The sequence below is a fragment of the Micromonospora sp. NPDC049662 genome (assembly GCF_040675055.1).
GTDB lineage: Bacteria > Actinomycetota > Actinomycetes > Mycobacteriales > Micromonosporaceae > Micromonospora.
The window spans coordinates 27,938-44,473 of the sequence record NZ_JBFAOC010000049.1; the positions used below are offsets into that span (position 1 = coordinate 27,938).

Sequence of the window (16,536 nt, forward strand, 5' to 3'; positions counted from 1 at the left end):
TAGACCCTCCCCTAGCCCCTCTGGGCAGGGCGCTAGCCCCTGTACCACTCGCCACCAGAACCGCGGTACAGACCGCCACAGGTGGCTGCGGGGTGAGTGGTACGGGCTAGCACCGGAGGGGCGGTCGGAATCTCGCGGAGAGTGACGGCCGGAGGGACCCCTCGTGCCATCCCCCCTCTCTCCCCACGGTGTGTGACGAAGATCGACAGACAGCAGAGCACCCCCGGGCGGCCTGGCCCCGGGGGTGCTCTGTGTTCGTGCCAGCTGGCGCAGGACGGTCTACAGGACGGAGGACCCTCGCGCCCTTCGCTGCCCGATGAGCCGGGCTGACGTTGACGCCGCCGGCACAGGTCAGGCAGTCAGGTCGATCTCGCAGAACGCCGGAGGGCGCACCAGGTCGAACGCGAAGCGGCCCTCCACGCGGAGCTTCACCTGATTCTTGTCGAACAGCGTCCCCGACCGGTCCGCGTCCATCCGCATGTCCTCCCGCACCCGCAGGCGGGCCTGGCGCCAGTCCGCGAGGATCGCCGTGCCGGCCGCTACCGCCGGCGTGACCACCACCGGCAGGCCGTGCAGCACCGGGGTGGCGATCGACGACGGACCGCCGTAGTAGTACCTGCCCTCGTTGTCCTGGAGCAGGTCGATGGTTTCCCAGTCGGTCGGGTTCATGGCGTACGCGGTCGGCTGCTGGAGCGCGTTCTCCAGCGTCGTCCGGGCCTTGCGGGTGGTGGTGAGGATGTCCGTCGACCACGCCTGGCTGAGGGTGCCCGACACGTTGATGATGCCCGTGAAGTGCTCCCCGGTGCCGTCGCCAGTGGTGATCTCCGTCTCCAGGGCGATCAGCGCGTCCTCGCGCATCTCCCGGTCCAGGAGCTGGAACAGCTCCTGGTGGTCGGCGAAGTACCGCTCGGGGATCGCCTCGGACAGGTGGGCGATGACCCGCGCCCGGTCCTCGACGGAACCCACGGTGTAGATGGATGTCGGCTTGGTGGCATTGTCGGCGACCACCGCCGCGTTGTTCGTCCGCAGCGTCTGCCGCAGGTACTCATACGTGTTGCCGGTCAGCGGTCGTCGCGGGATCAGGTCGAGGATGCGCGTCGGGCGGGCCGGCAGGTCGACGACCGGCTCGACGATGGACGGGACGTCGATCGAGCCCGACACGAGCGCCTTCACGCCGTGCCGCTCGGCCTGCATGATGAGCTTCCCGGCCACCTGGCGGGCCCACGTCGAGCCCTTCCCGGCCGGCACGTACTCGCCGGGGCCTCCGTCGTTGAACCGCGGGCCGCCGTCGCCCAGGTCGCCGATCGCCTTGCGCAGCTTCTCGTCCGCGCGGATCTGCTCCATGCGCGTCTTGACGCCGTCCATCTGCGCCACCAGCGACGCGGCCTGCTCCTTCTCCGGCTCGGTCAGCTCGCGGCCCTCGGCGGTCGCCTTGTCGGTCAGCGCCTTCGTCTCACGGCCGAGGGTGCTCAGGTCGGCGCGGAGACGGTCGTACATCTTGGTGCTCACGATTGCCCTCCAGGCAAAGTCATGGGGTGTCCGGCGCACACGCCGGGGTGAGATGTCGGGGGAGGGCACATCGGCGGGGGACCTACTGGTCTGCCGCCGTGCCGTCGACCGGGGGCCGCGAGGCGGGGGCGCGAGGCGAAAGCCTGGGGCCGTGGTGCCTGGGGGCGCTGGGTCAGCGAACCGACTGCCCTGATCATACCGGTCACGAGATCGACCGGGACAGCTCGACGCGCTCCGACCAGCGGGTCAACTCCGACCGCCCGTCGGGAAGCTGCGCCAGGCGCTCAACCTCACCGGGGCGCACCCACCAGGTGCCCGAGCTGGTCACCAGCAGCACCGCCAGGCCGTCGCGGACGCCACCAGCGGGCACCCGATGTCGACAGTCAGCGGAACGTGCGCGGCGATGACCACCAGGGCGCGCTCGGCGGTCTCCTGGTCAACGTCGATCGTCTTCACGGTGCCTCCAGAGTGACGTGACGCGTTACGTGACGCGTCACGGGCGTAACGGGGGACTGACCTGCAGTTTCGCGTGTGTCACAGGGGCCGCCTTCGTGAGAATTCGCGGGGGGAGAGACGGGAGCCGGGGACGTGGGGTCTCCCGGCGGACGTCGTGGAGCGATTCCGACCGCCCCTCCCCCTGCTGGTGCCTCGCCGCGTACGTGGCTTGGTGCGGCCGGCGCCCGTACCCCTCAGCAGGTCCGGATCTTGGCTGTGCGTGGCGCTGAGCGGGCTGTCGCTGGTCACGTCGGCAGCCCGCGGTACGGGTCGGTGCGGATCTGGAAGCTCATGCCGGTGCGCTGGTGTAGCTCGGCAACCAACTCCGCCGCCTCGGCCGCGAACTGCTCGGGCGTCTGGTGGTCCTGGCGCATGAGCACCAGCCCGGCAGTGCGGCCACTGCGCCGCAGACGGGCCAGCATCGGGCAGGTGTCGTCGTGGTAGACGTCGGTCTGCCCGGTGCGTCGGTTGACGGTGACGTCGCTGCGGCAGTCGGGGCAGCGGTGGGCCTTGCGTGCCTCGCGCAGCTGCGCGGCGGTGAGCTTCTTCATCGGGGTTCCTCGCAGTTGACGTAGTGGCCGTTGGTGTCCCAGCCGAAGCCGCACACCGGGCAGAAGGCGGTGTGTTCGCCGTCCTGAACGTCGGGCATCGCCATCGCCCTCGGAATCGGGGCGACAGGGGCGACAGGGGCGACAGATTCCGTGTTTGCGCTGGTCAGTGGGTGCGACAGGGTGTCGCCCGTGTTGTCGCCTGCCGGGGCGACAGTTGCGACAGGCCACCCATCCACCTCCGGGACGTCGCCCGTGTCGCCCGTCGGGGCGACAATGGGGGCGACAGGGTGCGACAGGTCGTGAGCTGCGGAAACGCTCGGGTTGTCGCCCGTGTCGCCCGTGTCGCCCGCCTTGAGGAGTCGATCGGCGCGTGGGTGTACCTCCCACCCGCCGAGTTGGTGCTCACGGAGCCAGCCCAGCTCGGCGAGGCTGTCGAGCACCGGGCGGACGTCGGACGCCTTGCGGAGCGTCTTGGGGCCGGTCCGCTGGATGTCGCGCAGCTTGAGCCGGGTGATGCCCTTGTCCGCCACCCAGGCGAGCAGCAGTCGCGCCTTGGCCGTGTTGGCGTCCTCTCCCCCGGTCGCCAGGGCCGCGACGGCGTGAGCCTGGTAGTAGTCGCCCAACTCGACGGCGGCGCGCATGGTGCTCTCGCTGATCGGGTCCGCCAAGGGCGCGCTGGCCGCGTGGAGACAGCCGGCGATGCGGGCGACCGCTCCGGCCAGCTTGGAGCCCCATTCGCGCACGAGGTCGGCGCCGAGGTCGCCGCCGCGGCGTAGCCGTGCCTCGACGGTGCGGTGGTACTCGAGATGCACCTTCCGCGCGGCCTCGGTGAGGGTGACGGCTACCGGCCCCTCCCGCTCGGCCATGGAGAGAGCCAGGTCGTACACGAGGTGGCGGTACGCCTCCCGGTCGCGCTCGGGCATCTCCGGGGGCTCGACGTCGCGGTGTCCGGTGTTGTCGACCGGCAGTGCCCAGAGGATCCGGGCGAGCACGCCCCGGCCGCCGAAGTCGGGCCGCTCGACCAGCTCGCGCAGCGCGTACGGCTGGATGGACGCGACCAGCGTGAGCGCCGGGGCGTCGACCCGCTCGGGCTCCCGGCCGCGCCGGTCCACGAGGATCGCGTCGCCAGCGTGCGCCATCAGGATCGGGTCCAGGTTGGGCGACTTGCTGTACCGGCCGGTCAGCGAGGTGAAGATGCCTGCCTCTGCGGAGATGGCCGCGATGCGGCCGCCCTGGTTGGCGAGCAGCGTGATGAGGGCTTCTGGTGTCGCGTCGCTGGCGGTCAGGCGTGGCCAGGCCGGCACGATGACCTGCTCTGCGGCCCGTACGGCTTCCTGCGCTTCCATGATCTTGATGGGGTCGCCGTCCTTCGCGGCGTTCCGCTTCGCGGCATCGGCGATCTGCTCTCGGATCTCCCTCTCGGTGCGCCGGTCGGCGATCAGGCTGCCGACCTTCTCGGCGAGCGCGACCTCTGCCTCGGTGAGCGGTGCCCGGCACACGGAGATGACGGCGCTCTTGCGCGACCCGGGCGGCATCACGGGCACGACGAACAGGTTCGTCGGCTCTCGCCATCCACGGCGCACGATGACGATGACCCGGCCGCCGACGGTGGCGGCGAGGATGCCGAGCACCACCGACCCGGGCAGGTCGGCCGGCGTCTGCACCTCCAGGGCCAGGCCGCGCACGAAGCGGGCCAGCACCGGCGGTAGCGCGTCGACCGGGAATGCCGGAAGGTCGGCTGACCACCCGAGCGGCAGCGGGTCGTCCCACCCCTCGGTGATCACGTCCTCTTCGATCTTGGCAATGGCCGCTTCGATGGCGTCCCGCTCGTACTGGCTGGTCATGCTGCGGGCCTTCCGCTCGACGGGACCTGGCCGATGCTGCGGATCAGTCCACGGATGACGTCGCCCCGCTTGTAGGGCTGGACGCCGACCGCCTCGGTGATCTCGTCAGCGATGGCGCGCTCAGCGGCGGCCCAGCCGGCGGCGTAGCCCTCGGCGTAGGCGTGCTCGGCTTCCCAGTCGGCCTGTTCGTGCCATCCGGCCGGCATACGCGTAGGCTGCCTACTGGTCTCGCCGACCTGCTCGCCGCCCGTCCCGTTCACCGCGGGGCGGGCGTTCTGCGTGATGCTCATGCTGCTGCGGCCTCCCGGTCCCCGAGGTACTTCTCCACGTCGGACCACCGGTAGCGGATGCGCCCGCCGGCCTTCGTCCACCTCGGGCCGGTCTTGAGGTACCGCCACTGACGGAGGGTCTTCTCGGCAACACCCAGGTACGCCGCGACCTGCTGCGGGTCGGCCAGCGGTTTCCGCTCGGTCATCTTCTGTTCCTCTCAGGCACAAACATGGACCTGCGAGGACTATGCGGGACGGTCTGGCCTGTGTCAAGCCGGTCCGCTATGGTTCCCGCATGGAACAAACCCCAGATCCCGCGCGCCCGACAGCAGTAATCGCCGCTCGCGTTCGATCCCTCCGGCAGCGCCACGGTTGGAGCGCCGACGGGCTTGCCGAACGAATGGCTGCAGCGGGTGTCCCGTGGACGCGCATCGTTGTGACGAAGCTGGAAACGGGCCGCCGGCCATCCGTCAGCGTCGAGGAGTGGATGGCGCTCGCCCTGGTGCTCGGTGTGGCGCCGGTGCACCTGGTGGTGCCGACCGGAGGTGACGAGGCGGACCCGTACGAGGTAGCGCCTGGGCGGCCAGTCTCGGCGTGGGAGGCCCGGGAGTGGATCCGCGGCCGGATGCCGCTTCAGGAGCTCGGGCAGGACGCGCGGGTCTACTTCAGCGAGGTCCCCGCCGATGAGTTCCGCATCGACCAGGCGTCGGCCGACAACATGACGCGAGAGTTCCGGGCCAGCAGTGGCGAGCGTTGAGAAGCGCGACGACGGGCGGCCGAAGCCGTGGCTGGTCCGCTGGCGCGACGAGGCCGGCAAGCAGCGCAAGAAGTCGTTCGCCCGCAAGGTCGACGCCGACCGGTTCCGCAGCGAGGTCGAGCACAAGCTCAACGTCGGCGAGTACGTCGACCCGAAGTTGGGGCGCCAGACGTTCCGGGCGTACGCGGAGACGTGGCGGGCCGGACAGCCACACCGGCACAACACCGCCGCGCGGACGAAGTCGCAGCTCGAAACCCACGCCTACCCGGTGCTCGGTAGCCGCCCGCTGGCCGCGATCCGGCCGAGCGAGATCCAGGCGTGGGCGACGGGCCTCAAGCTGGCACCCAGCTCGGTCCGGCCGGTCTACTCGACGGTGCGGGCCGTCTTCGCCGCAGCGGTCCGGGACCGGCTGATCGTGCGGTCGCCGGCCGACCGGAAGCTGAACCGGATCGCGCTGCCCGAGATCCCCCGCCGCCAGGTGGTCCCGCTGACCGTCGAGCAGGTGGCGGCGATCCTCGCGGCCCTGCCGCCGGCGTACGCCGCTACCGCCGGCGTGGCGGCCGGCGCCGGGCCACGGCAGGGCGAGGTGTTCGGCCTACGCCCGGAGGATGTCGACCTGACGGCGAAGACGGTCACGATCGACCGGCAGGTGCAACCCGGGCCGGACGGCACGGTCCAGGAGTGCGACCTGAAGAACCGGCCGAGCTACCGCACGGTGCCTGTCGGCCAGGTCGTGCTCGACGCCCTGGCGCGTCACCTCGACGACACCAAGCCGGGTCAGTGGTTGTTCCGCACGGCGGACGGGAAGCCGCTGCACCGGTCGCGCTACAACGAGTCGATCTGGCGGCCGGCGGTGAAGGCGGCCGGCGTCGAGGGGGCGACGTTCCACGACCTGCGGCACTTCTACGCGTCAGCCCTGATCCGTGCCGGCCTGTCGGTCAAGGTGGTGTCGTCGAGGCTCGGGCACGGCAACGCCGCCGAGACGCTGAATACGTACAGTCACCTTTGGCCGGACGACGAGGACCGGACGAGGCAGGCGATTGACGACGTCCTAACGGGCCATGTGCCCCACATGCGCCCCAGCGACGGGAAGTGATCTAAGGCGACGCAGGTCAGGGCCGGTTTCACGTCTGGTGGCTCTATTTCCAACGGAAGTGGACGAAGAGGCGGCCGAAGTTCTTCGAGTCCTTCTCGACCCGGTGGTAGAGCTGCTTGACGTCCTTCTGGTCGAGGAACCGCAGCACCCGCTTTTTGAGCTGCCCCGACCCCTTACCCGGGATGATCTCGACGAGGGTGGCCTTCTTCGCGACCGCCTCGTCCATGATCCCGCGCAGCGCGCGGTCGATGTCCTGGCCCTTGTTGAAGATGTCGTGCAGGTCCAGCTTGAGCTTCATGCCGCAGCCCCCGGCCGGTCAGGTCCCATGTCCGCCATCCTAGGCACGCCCGTCGGCCCACCCCACGGCCCGACGACGAAGGGGCGGTCCCGTGGGACCGCCCCTTCGTACACCGCCTGCTCCGTGCTCAGCGCGTGCCGCCCACGCGGGTCTCCACCCGCTGGAGCGCGATCCGGTAGTCGTCGTTGGCCGCGTACATCGCGGCGGCGATCCGCAGGTGCCGCAGCGCGTCGGTGTGCCGGTTCAGCCGCTCCAGCGTCCGACCCAGCACGTGGTGCGCGTAGTGGTCGCTCGGGTCCCGGTCGACAAGTTCCCGCAACTGCTCCTCGGCCCGGTTGAGCTGGGCCGACTGGAAGTACGCCCGGGCCAGCAACTGCCGGACGGCCGCGTTGCCGGGCTCGGCGTCCACGATCGGCTCCAGCAGTCGGGCCGCTCCGCTCGGGTCACCGGTCTCGAAGAACATGGTCGCCCGTCGGTAGTCCGCCAGGAGATCCATCTGCCCACCTCCTCGGGTCGCGCCGTCACCTGTTCCGACGCTGGCACAACACTCGGCGTTTGGCGACTGTTCCCCGGGTCGAAATAGGGTCAGGTTCGGGCGTCCCGGCGGCCGGCGGACAGCTCCCAGGCCCGTACGCCGCCGACGATCCCCGCCGTGTTCGGCACCACCACCACGTCGTCGCCCATCCGGGCGAGCTGCTCCGGTCGGATCAGCCGCGAGTTGCCCCCGCCCAGGTAGAGCCGGTCCCACCGGAACACCGGGCGCAGCCCGTCCACGACCTGCCGGATCCGGCGGGACCAGAAGGCGTCCCCGAGTCGCCGCCGCTCCGGCTCGCCCACATACGTGTCGTAGGTGGTGCCCCACCGCACGGGCGCGTGCGACAGCTCCAGGTGCGGCGCGAGGACGCCGCCGTCGAAGAGAGCGCTGCCCAACCCCGTTCCCAACGTCAACACCAGTTCACAGCCGGTACCGGCCACCACACCGGCCCCGTGCACCTCGGCGTCGTTGAGCACCAGCGCCGGCACCCCGAACGCGTCGGCGAGCGCTCCGCGCGCGTCCCAGCCGGACCACTCGGCCAGCAGTTCCGGGTCGACCCGGGACCGGGGTCCGCTGCGGGTGACGTAGTGGGGGGTGGCCACCACGACGCCGTGCCGGATCATCCCGGGGACGCCGACGGTCAGCCGGTCGGCCGTGGGCAGTCGCCCACCGAGGTCCACCAGGGTCCGCACGAACAGATCGGGCGGCAGCGGGTACGGGGTCGGCACCCGCAGCGGTCGGGCGCGCATCGTGCCGGCCTCGTCGAGCACCGACGCCTTGATGCCGCCACCACCGCAGTCGATCGCCAGTGTGGTCACCACGTCATGGAGTCTGCCCGCTCGCGGCCGGTCTCATGCGGGCGGCCCGATAGGCTGCCGTCCTGATGAGCGCCACGATGATCGTCAAGGACCTGGCCGCCGGGCACGGCGACCGCCCCCTCTTCGCCGGGTTGGACCTGGTGGTCGCCCCGGGCGACGTGGTCGGCCTGGTCGGGCCGAACGGGGCCGGGAAGTCGACGCTGCTGCGTACCCTCGCCGGGTTGTTGCCGGTAGAGGCCGGCAGCGTGCGACTCAGCCCGCCCACCGCGAGCGTCGGGCACCTGCCGCAGGAGCCGGAGCGGCGGCCGGGCGAGACGGTACGGGAGTTCCTGGCCCGCCGGACCGGGGTGACCGGCGCGCAGGCGGCGCTGGACGCCGCGACCGAGGCGTTGACGGCCGGGTCGGCGGGCGCCGACGACGCGTACGGCGACGCGCTGGAGCGCTGGCTGGCCCTCGGCGGCGCGGACCTCGACGAACGCGCCGACCAGGTGAGCGCCGATCTGGGGCTCACGGTCGACCTGGACCACCTGATGACCGGGCTGTCCGGCGGTCAGGCGGCCCGGGCGGGGTTGGCGTCGCTGCTGCTCAGCCGGTACGACGTGTTCCTGCTCGACGAGCCGACCAACGACCTGGACCTGGCCGGGTTGGAGCGGCTGGAGGAGTTCGTTACCGGGCTGCGGGCCGGCACGGTGCTGGTCAGCCACGATCGGGAGTTCCTGACCCGCACGGTGACCCGGGTGCTGGAGCTGGACCTGCCGCAGCAGCAGGTCAACCACTACGGCGGCGGCTACGGGGCCTATCTGGAGGAGCGCGAGGTGGCGCGGCGGCACGCCCGCGCCGACTTCGAGGAGTACGCCGACACGAAGGCCGGTCTGGAGGCGCGCGCCCGTACCCAGCGCGGCTGGATGGAGAAGGGCGTGAAGAACGCCCGCCGCAAGGCCACCGACAACGACAAGATCGGCCGCAAGTTCCGGAGCGAGGCCACCGAGAAGCAGGCCGGCAAGGTCAAGCAGACCGAGCGGCTGATCGAACGGCTCGACGTGGTCGAGGAGCCCCGCAAGGAGTGGGAGCTGCGGATGGAGATCGCCGCCGCGCCCCGCGCCGGCGCGGTCGTGGCCACGCTGCGCAACGCGGTGGTACGCCGGGGAGCTTTCACCCTCGGGCCGGTCAACCTCCAGATCGACTGGGCGGACCGGGTCGCGGTTACCGGGGCGAACGGCTCCGGCAAGTCCACCCTGCTGGCCGCGCTGCTGGGGCGGCTGCCGGTGGACGAGGGCACCGCCTCGCTCGGGCCGGGCGTGGTGGTCGGTGAGGTGGACCAGGCCCGGGGGTTGTTCCTCGGCGACGCGCCGCTGATCGACGCGTTCCAGGCGGCCGTACCCCACATGTCGCCCGCGGACGCGCGGACCCTGCTGGCGAAGTTCGGGCTGCGCGCGGCGCACGTCCCCCGACCGGCGGCGACCCTCTCCCCCGGCGAGCGCACCCGGGCGGCGCTGGCTCTGCTCCAGGGCCGTGGGGTCAACCTGCTCGTGTTGGACGAGCCCACCAACCACCTGGACCTGCCCGCCATCGAGCAGTTGGAATCGGCGCTGGCCAGCTACCCCGGAACGCTGCTGCTGGTCACGCACGACCGGCGGATGCTGGCCGCCGTCGAGACCAACCGGCGGCTGCGGGTCGACGCCGGGCGGATCGCCGAGGATTGATCCGTGCCGGCGGGCCGGCGTGGGGTGAGAATGACGCCATGCTCAAGTGGGAGTACGCCCTGCTGGTCCGCCGCCGCCAGGCCGCGACCAACGACCTCGGCTGGGAGGTCGTCTTCGTCTGGTACGGCCCGGACGGCTCGATGGTCGACGTCACGCCGTACGGCGACACGTCGCTGGCCCACCTCAACCGGGCCGGCGACCAGGGCTGGGAGCTGGTCGCGATGAGTGAGGACCCGTCGCTGCCCGGCAACCACGAACTGCACCGCTACCACCTCAAGCGGCCAAAGCCCGCCACTCCCCCACCCCGCCAGCGGATGCGCGGGGGTCGCCGGACGCTGTCGGGCTGACCCTCGACGCTGCCGGGCCGGGGCGGGCCTTGGGCCCGGAGCGCAGGCCCTGGACCCGGAGCGCGGGCCCTGGACCCGGAGCGCGGGCCTTGCGCCCGGAGCGCGGGCCTTGCGCCCGGAGCGCGGGCCTTGCGCCCGGAGCGCGGGCCTTGCGCCCGGAGCGCGGGCCTTGCGCCCGGAGCGCGGGCACTCCGACGGGCGTGATGACTATGGGGCATCTTGATGCCGCACAGTCATCAGGCTCGACAGGTAGGTGCTCGGGACGCCCCGACACGCCCGTCGGCGGTCGCGCGACGGCGAAACGGGAATACCGGGCGCGTAGGCGGGTAACGCGCGGCGGGAGGTGGCCCGAATGGTCGCTTTGGCACAGACTCCGCCCTCGGCCGACCGGCTGCGGTTGATCGACGAATTCCTCGCGCAGGCGTGGGCGGACCAGGTCCGGAACGACGACCGGCTCCGGGGCCTGGCCGTCGAGGTGCGGTTCGACCGCGGGGTCGCCCACCTCAGCGGAGAGGTGGCCGAGCCGGCCGACCTACGGCTGGTGCGGGACCTGGTGGGACGGTTGGCCGGCGTCTACGGCGTCTGGTGCAGGGTCGGGGTCGGCGGACGCGCGCCGGTGGTGGTGGATCTCGGCTGCGGCCCGACCAAGCAGTGGTCGGGCAACCTCGGGCTGGACATCTATCCCGCGCCGGGGGTGGACGCGGTGGCGGACCTCTCCGGCTCGCTGCCGCTGGCCGACAACTCGGTGGACGTCCTGTTCGCGGTGCACATCCTGGAGCACCTGATCGACTTCCTGCCCCTGGTGGACGAGTGTCACCGGGTGCTGCGCCCGGGTGGCGTCCTGCACGTGATGAGCCCGTGGTGGGGGCACGTCAACGCGGTGGCCGACCCCACCCACGTCCGGCTGATGGACGTGCAGACCTTCAAGGGGATCTGCCAGCTCCGACCGCCGGGCACGCCGCGTTGGTATCCGCTGCACGCCGGGTGCGACGGCGCGTCGATCTTCGCCGACCTGACGCCCCTGCCCGCCGACGCCGAGCCCGCTCCGAACTTCCACCTGGCCCGCTTCTTCGACTAGGACCTGGTGGATTCGCGCAGTTCCAGCCGGTACGGGGCCTTGAGCGCGCGGGCGGGGGCAGCGCGGTCGCCGTCGAGGCGATTGGCGAGGAGTTCGACGGCCAGCCGGGCGATCTGCTCCTTGTCGGGAGCGACGGTGCTCAAGGTGGGGACCGAGAAACGCCCGTCCTCGATGTCGTCGAAGCCGACCACCGCCACGTCCTCGGGCACGCGCAGGCCGGCCTCGTGCAGGGCGCGCAGGGTGCCCAGGGCGAGCGTGTCGTTGAAGCAGAACACGGCGTCGGGGCGTACTCCCGTGGTGAGCAGGCCGCGCATCGCGGCCGCGCCGTCGGCGCGGTGCCAGGCCGCCGCGGACGCCACGAGGGTTTCGTCGTAGGCCAGGCCGGCAGCGCGCAGCGCCTCGGTGTAGCCGGCCAGGCGGAGGCGGGCGCTGGCGCCCTCGTCGGTGCGCTGCGCGCCGATCGCCGCGATCCGGCGGCGGCCGAGCCGGATCAGGTGGTCGGTGATCTCCCGGGCGGCGGTGACGTTGTCGATCACCACGCGATCGGCGGGGCCGTGGTCGACGCGCTCGCCGAGCAGCACCATCGGGGTGCCGTCGAGGCTGGCCAGATCCTCCGCCGTGAGCGCCAGCGGGCTGAAGATGAGCCCGTCGATCAGGTGGTCGGTGATGCCGGCGGCAACGACCCGCTCCTGCTCACGCCGGCCGCCGGCCTGCTGGTCGACGAGCACGGTCCAGCCGTACTCGGCGGCGGCGGTGACGACGTGCCGGGCGAGTTCGGCGAAGTACGGGATGTCCAGTTCCGGCACCGCCAGGGCGATCACCCCGGTCCGCCCCTTGCGCAGGTGACGGGCGGAGAGGTTGGGCCGGTAGTTCAGCTCGGCGATGGCCTCCTCAACCCGGGCCCGGGTGTCCGGACGTACGTGCAGGTAGCCGTTCACCACGTTGGAGACGGTCTTCACCGAGACGCCGGCCCGCTCGGCCACGTCCTTGAGCCTGTGTCGCACCCCGCAACCTCCCCGATGTAGCCCCGCGCACGATACCCGCTCTACAACGTTGTAGAAGGGGTCCGGCACGCACGAAGGACCCCCGCGTGGCGGGGGCCCTTGTGGTGTGCCGGAGGGGTCAGGCGCTCGGCTCGCGCTGCTCCGGCGCGACGGCCGGTTCGTGGCGGGCGAGGCGGTTGCGGCGGTAGCCGTAGCCGAAGTAGATCACCGCGCCGAGCAGCATCCAGGCCAGGAACCGCAGCCAGGTCTCCACGGACAGGTTGAGCATCAGGTAGAGGCAGGCGACCGCCGAGACGATCGGCAGCACCGGCGAGAACGGCACCCGGAACGGCCGGTCCAGGTCCGGACGCTTGCGGCGCAGGATCGGTACGGCGAGCGAGACCAGTACGAACGCGCAGAGCGCGCCGATGCTGACCAGGTCGGCCAGGGCGGAGAGCGGCAGGAAACCGGCCAGCAGCGCGACCGCCACCGTCATGATCGCCGAGATCCGGTACGGGGTGCCCCAGCGCGGGTGCACGGCCGCGATCGAGGGCGGGATGAGCCCGTCCCGGGCGATGGCGAAGCCGATCCGACCCATCGCCACCAGGTCGACCAGGATGACGCTGGTCAGACCGGCGACCGCCGCGATGGAGACGAGCGTCGCCGCCCAGCCGGCGCCCACCGACTCGAACGCCGACGCGATCGGGGCGCCCCGGTCGATCTCGGTGTACGGCACCATGCCGACGACCACCAGCGAGACGCCGATGTAGAGCACGGTGGAGATCAGCAGCGTACCGAGCAGACCCAGGGTGAGGTCCCGCTTGGGCTTGCGGGTCTCCTCGCCCAGGTTCGCGACGGCCTCGAAGCCGGTGTACGCGAAGAAGACCACCGCGGCGGCGCTGAGCACCCCGACGAAGCCGAAGACCGACGGCTCCAACCCGAACAGCGCCTGCGTCACCGGCTGCTTGATGCCGTCGTCGCCACTGCCGGCGGGCTCGGCCGGCGGGATGAACGGGGTGAGGTTGGCGGCCTTGACGAAGAACAGGCCGGCGACCACCACGAAGACGCAGATCGCCACCTTGACCAGCACCAGCAGGTTGGTGATCCGGGCGGATTCCCGGATGCCGACGATCGCGACGATGCCGAGGATCAGCACGATGGCGATGGCGCCCACGTTGACGACGCTGCCCTCCTCGCCGAACCACCGGGTCGGCAGGTCGAGCAGTTCGGCCAGGTAGCCGGACCAGCCGCGGGCCACCACCGCCGCGCCGAGCGCGAACTCCAGGAGCAGGTCCCAGCCGATGATCCAGGCGACGATCTCGCCCATCGTGGCGTACGCGTAGGTGTAGGCGCTGCCGGCGGTCGGCACGCTGGACGCCAGCTCGGCGTAGCAGAGGGCGGCGAGCAGGGCCACCACGCCGGCGATCCCGAAGGAGATCACCACGCCGGGGCCGGCGCTGTCGCGGGCCTCGATGCCGGTGAGCGTGAAGATGCCGGTGCCGATCACGATGCCGATGCCGAAGCCGGTGAGGTCGAGGGCGCCGAGTCGCCGCTTGAGTCCGACTCCGCCGTCGCTGCCGTCGGCCTCGCCCTGGGCTATGACGTCCTTGATCGGTTTGGTTCGCAGCACGGACATGCGCTCACCCCTTCACACCGCGCGACCACCACCGTGGCGGCCGGTGACCGGCGTTGCTACCCAGCGGGGCGAATGGTCAACCACGAACACTTGCGGCGGCGACGCGATTGTGAAAATTTCCTTCTGTACGCAGATAGGCAGCGGCGAATCTTGCCGCATACCGACTGCGCCGGGAGCCCCAACGAAGGGACATACCGCATGAAAGCACTCCGCGTCACCGCCGCCGGCCTGACCGCGATTCTGCTCGGCTCACTCGCGGCCGCGACCCCCGCCAGCGCCACCACCCCCACCACCGCCGCCTGTGTCACCAACCCGGCCACCCCCAAGCGCCAGTTCCGGGCCATGTGGATCTCGTCGGTGGTCAACATCGACTGGCCCAGCAAGGCCTCCCAGACCAGCCCGGACCGGATCGCCGCCCAGCAGGCCGAGTACCGCGGCCTGCTGGACCTCGCCGAACGACTGCACCACAACGCCGTGGTCGTACAGGTCCGGCCCACCGCCGACGCGCTCTGGCCCTCGCCGTACGAGCCGTGGTCGGAGTACCTGACCGGGGTGCGCGGCCAGGACCCCGGCTGGGATCCGCTGGCCTTCCTCGTCGAGGAGTCGCACAAGCGCAACCTCGAATTCCACGCCTGGTTCAACCCGTACCGGGTCTCCATGCCGGCCCCCGGCGGCGCCGGCGCCGACCCCGGCCAGCTCGCGCCCGGCCACCCGGCCCGGCAGCACCCCGACTGGACCTTCGCCTATCCGCCGGCCGGCGTCGCCGGCAGCCGGCTCTACTACAACCCCGGGATCCCCGAGGTCCGCGAGTTCGTCCAGACCGCGATGATGGACGCGGTCCAGCGGTACGACATCGACGGCGTCCACTTCGACGACTACTTCTACCCCTACCCCAGCGGCAGCTACCAGGTGCCCGACGATGCCACCTTCGCGGCGCACAACCGGGGCTTCACCGATCCGGCCGACTGGCGGCGGGACAACATCAACCTGCTGATCCAGGAGATGAACGGCAAGATCAAGGCGGCGAAGCCGTGGGTGAAGTTCGGGGTCAGCCCGTTCGGCATCTGGCGCAACGCCAGCGTCGACCCGCTCGGCTCGGACACCACCGGCAGCCAGTCGTACGACATCATCTCCGCCGACACCCGAAAGTGGATCAAGCAGGAGTGGATCGACTACGTCGTGCCGCAGCTCTACTGGTACATCGGCCAGTACCCGGCGGCCGACTACGCGCGACTCGTGCCGTGGTGGGCCGAGACGGTACGTGGGACCAGGGTGCAGCTCTACATCGGCCAGGCCGACTACAAGAGCGGCGACCCCGCGTACGGGCCGTACTGGCAGAACCCGCGTGAGCTGTCCGACCACCTGACGCTCAACCGGTCGTACCCCGAGGTGCAGGGCAACGTGCACTTCTCCGCCGTCCAGGTACGGGCCAACCGGCTCGACGCCACCGACATCTACGCGGCCGAGCACTACTCGCGCCCGGCCCTCGTACCGGCCATGCCGCACCTGCCGGCGAAGCCGCTGCTCCCGCCGGTGGTCACCCGGGTCGCGCGGGACACCGACGGGGTACGGCTGACCTGGCGTCAGCCGGCCGACGGCAGGGGCCCCCTGGGCACGGCCACCTCGTACGCGATCTACCGGTTCGACGGGACCACGCTGCCCGGACAGTGCGCCACCGCCGACGCCACCGGACTGGTCGACACCGTCCGGGCCACCCCGGGCGGCGTCCAGTCCTGGGTGGACACGTCGGCCGAGCCGGGCCGGCGCTACACCTACCTGGTGACCGCGCTGGACCGGACGGCCAACGAGAGCCACGTCAGCCCACCGGCGTTCCTGCTGCGCTGACCAGGTCCGATGAGTGCCCCGGACGCACCCGCGTCCGGGGCATTCGTCTGTTTCAACGCATGTCACAGATAGTTGGCGAGGCGCATACCGGCAGGCTGATCAGTTGATCGAAACTTGTCGACATCCGGTGACCAGCCGGTAACTTCCGTCCCACCGCACACCCCGCGGAGGTAAACCGTGCCCCGACGTCTCGCCACCCTGTTCGCCTCGGGCGCGCTCGCGCTGCTCGCCACCCTCGCCATCGCCTCCCCCGCCGCCGCCGTCACCCCCGCCGAGAAGCTGTCCGTGCTGTCGAGCTGGACCCAGACCAGCGCGTCCAGCTACAACTCCTGGAACAGCGCCCGCCTCAACCGGGCCCCCTGGGCCGAGTACAACTTCGTCTGGTCCACCGACTACTGCTCGTCCAGCCCGGACAACCCGCTCGGCTTCACCTTCAACCTGGGCTGCTACCGGCACGACTTCGGCTACCGCAACTACAAGGCGGTCGGTCAGTTCTCCGCCAACAAGGCCCGCCTCGACAGCGCCTTCTACGCCGACCTGAAGCGGGTCTGCGCCACGTACAACACAATCGTCCGCCCGGCCTGCTACAGCCTGGCCTGGACCTACTACCAGGCGGTCCACATCTTCGGCTCGGTAGCCGCAGTCCAACAGGCCGACCTCGACCGAGCCGCCCAGCTAAAGGCCCAAGCCGAATCCAACGCCCACACCCGCCCCTAACCCCCACCCCACCCCACCCCCACCCCCCACCCCCACCCCCCTCCCCACCCCCTCC

Annotated in this window: 19 protein-coding genes; 7 read left to right on the top strand and 12 right to left on the bottom strand. The window is 71.2% G+C overall.

Annotation, left to right across the window (positions count from 1 at the left end; all coding sequences use genetic code 11):
* Positions 1–351: 351 nt before the first annotated feature.
* The 7 genes from AB0J36_RS26985 to AB0J36_RS27015 all read right to left on the bottom strand — a co-directional run bounded on the left by AB0J36_RS26985 (position 352) and on the right by AB0J36_RS27015 (position 4,874).
* Positions 352–1,509, bottom strand: a complete 1,158-nt coding sequence (locus tag AB0J36_RS26985) for a phage major capsid protein (RefSeq protein WP_363661256.1) — start codon at positions 1,507–1,509, stop codon at positions 352–354.
* A gap of 202 nt (positions 1,510–1,711) precedes the next feature.
* Complete coding sequence (locus AB0J36_RS26990; RefSeq protein ID WP_363661257.1) at positions 1,712–1,837, bottom strand: hypothetical protein; 126 nt, start codon at positions 1,835–1,837, stop codon at positions 1,712–1,714.
* A complete protein-coding gene (locus AB0J36_RS26995) occupies positions 1,834–1,965 on the bottom strand; it encodes a hypothetical protein (protein WP_363661258.1) in 132 nt (43 codons plus the stop codon). Before AB0J36_RS26995 ends, AB0J36_RS26990 begins: the two co-directional genes overlap by 4 nt.
* A 284-nt stretch (positions 1,966–2,249) precedes the next feature.
* Positions 2,250–2,555: a hypothetical protein gene (locus AB0J36_RS27000; protein WP_363661259.1), complete on the bottom strand. Its 306-nt coding sequence runs from the start codon at positions 2,553–2,555 to the stop codon at positions 2,250–2,252.
* Positions 2,552–4,399 carry a YfjI family protein gene (locus AB0J36_RS27005; protein WP_363661260.1) on the bottom strand — a complete coding sequence of 616 codons (1,848 nt, stop codon included), beginning with the start codon at positions 4,397–4,399 and terminating at the stop codon, positions 2,552–2,554. Before AB0J36_RS27005 ends, AB0J36_RS27000 begins: the two co-directional genes overlap by 4 nt.
* A complete protein-coding gene (locus tag AB0J36_RS27010) occupies positions 4,396–4,689 on the bottom strand; it encodes a hypothetical protein (protein ID WP_363661261.1) in 294 nt (97 codons plus the stop codon). The genes AB0J36_RS27005 and AB0J36_RS27010 overlap by 4 nt, the downstream gene beginning before the upstream one ends.
* Positions 4,686–4,874, bottom strand: coding sequence for a helix-turn-helix domain-containing protein (locus AB0J36_RS27015; protein WP_363661262.1), 189 nt, complete (start codon positions 4,872–4,874; stop codon positions 4,686–4,688). The genes AB0J36_RS27010 and AB0J36_RS27015 overlap by 4 nt, the downstream gene beginning before the upstream one ends.
* A gap of 89 nt (positions 4,875–4,963) precedes the next feature.
* On the opposite strand from AB0J36_RS27015, the gene AB0J36_RS27020 reads away from it, so the two are divergent.
* Positions 4,964–5,425 carry a helix-turn-helix transcriptional regulator gene (locus tag AB0J36_RS27020; RefSeq protein WP_363661267.1) on the top strand — a complete coding sequence of 154 codons (462 nt, stop codon included), beginning with the start codon at positions 4,964–4,966 and terminating at the stop codon, positions 5,423–5,425.
* Positions 5,412–6,521, top strand: a complete 1,110-nt coding sequence (locus AB0J36_RS27025; RefSeq protein WP_363661263.1) for a site-specific integrase — start codon at positions 5,412–5,414, stop codon at positions 6,519–6,521. The genes AB0J36_RS27020 and AB0J36_RS27025 overlap by 14 nt, the downstream gene beginning before the upstream one ends.
* 43 nt (positions 6,522–6,564) lie before the next feature.
* Here the strand turns inward: AB0J36_RS27025 and AB0J36_RS27030 are convergent, their stop codons facing one another.
* The 3 genes from AB0J36_RS27030 to AB0J36_RS27040 all read right to left on the bottom strand — a co-directional run bounded on the left by AB0J36_RS27030 (position 6,565) and on the right by AB0J36_RS27040 (position 8,175).
* Positions 6,565–6,819 (bottom strand): Smr/MutS family protein, encoded by a 255-nt coding sequence (locus AB0J36_RS27030; protein WP_088987488.1) that lies wholly within the window; start codon positions 6,817–6,819, stop codon positions 6,565–6,567.
* Positions 6,820–6,946: 127 nt separating this feature from the next.
* Positions 6,947–7,315, bottom strand: a complete 369-nt coding sequence (locus tag AB0J36_RS27035) for a tetratricopeptide repeat protein (protein WP_234582401.1) — start codon at positions 7,313–7,315, stop codon at positions 6,947–6,949.
* Positions 7,316–7,404: 89 nt separating this feature from the next.
* Entirely contained in the window at positions 7,405–8,175 is a 771-nt protein-coding gene (locus AB0J36_RS27040; RefSeq protein ID WP_357397312.1) for an ROK family protein, read from the bottom strand.
* 62 nt (positions 8,176–8,237) lie between these two features.
* On the opposite strand from AB0J36_RS27040, the gene AB0J36_RS27045 reads away from it, so the two are divergent.
* The 3 genes from AB0J36_RS27045 to AB0J36_RS27055 all read left to right on the top strand — a co-directional run bounded on the left by AB0J36_RS27045 (position 8,238) and on the right by AB0J36_RS27055 (position 11,300).
* Positions 8,238–9,875, top strand: a complete 1,638-nt coding sequence (locus AB0J36_RS27045; RefSeq protein ID WP_363661264.1) for an ABC-F family ATP-binding cassette domain-containing protein — start codon at positions 8,238–8,240, stop codon at positions 9,873–9,875.
* Positions 9,876–9,913: 38 nt separating this feature from the next.
* Positions 9,914–10,222 (top strand): hypothetical protein, encoded by a 309-nt coding sequence (locus AB0J36_RS27050; protein WP_363661265.1) that lies wholly within the window; start codon positions 9,914–9,916, stop codon positions 10,220–10,222.
* A gap of 352 nt (positions 10,223–10,574) precedes the next feature.
* Positions 10,575–11,300: a methyltransferase domain-containing protein gene (locus AB0J36_RS27055; protein ID WP_357172308.1), complete on the top strand. Its 726-nt coding sequence runs from the start codon at positions 10,575–10,577 to the stop codon at positions 11,298–11,300.
* Here AB0J36_RS27055 and AB0J36_RS27060 read toward each other — a convergent pair.
* Both AB0J36_RS27060 and AB0J36_RS27065 read right to left on the bottom strand, forming a co-directional pair.
* Positions 11,297–12,304: a LacI family DNA-binding transcriptional regulator gene (locus tag AB0J36_RS27060; protein WP_357134455.1), complete on the bottom strand. Its 1,008-nt coding sequence runs from the start codon at positions 12,302–12,304 to the stop codon at positions 11,297–11,299. The two genes, AB0J36_RS27055 and AB0J36_RS27060, sit on opposite strands and share 4 nt — an antisense overlap.
* A 118-nt stretch (positions 12,305–12,422) precedes the next feature.
* Positions 12,423–13,919: an amino acid permease gene (locus AB0J36_RS27065; RefSeq protein ID WP_357134457.1), complete on the bottom strand. Its 1,497-nt coding sequence runs from the start codon at positions 13,917–13,919 to the stop codon at positions 12,423–12,425.
* A 198-nt stretch (positions 13,920–14,117) separates the two neighbouring features.
* Between AB0J36_RS27065 and AB0J36_RS27070 the strand changes: the two genes are divergently transcribed.
* Both AB0J36_RS27070 and AB0J36_RS27075 read left to right on the top strand, forming a co-directional pair.
* Positions 14,118–15,764 carry a family 10 glycosylhydrolase gene (locus AB0J36_RS27070; protein ID WP_363661266.1) on the top strand — a complete coding sequence of 549 codons (1,647 nt, stop codon included), beginning with the start codon at positions 14,118–14,120 and terminating at the stop codon, positions 15,762–15,764.
* A gap of 177 nt (positions 15,765–15,941) precedes the next feature.
* Positions 15,942–16,481, top strand: a complete 540-nt coding sequence (locus AB0J36_RS27075; RefSeq protein ID WP_357172313.1) for a phospholipase — start codon at positions 15,942–15,944, stop codon at positions 16,479–16,481.
* The last annotated feature ends 55 nt before the right edge of the window (positions 16,482–16,536 follow it).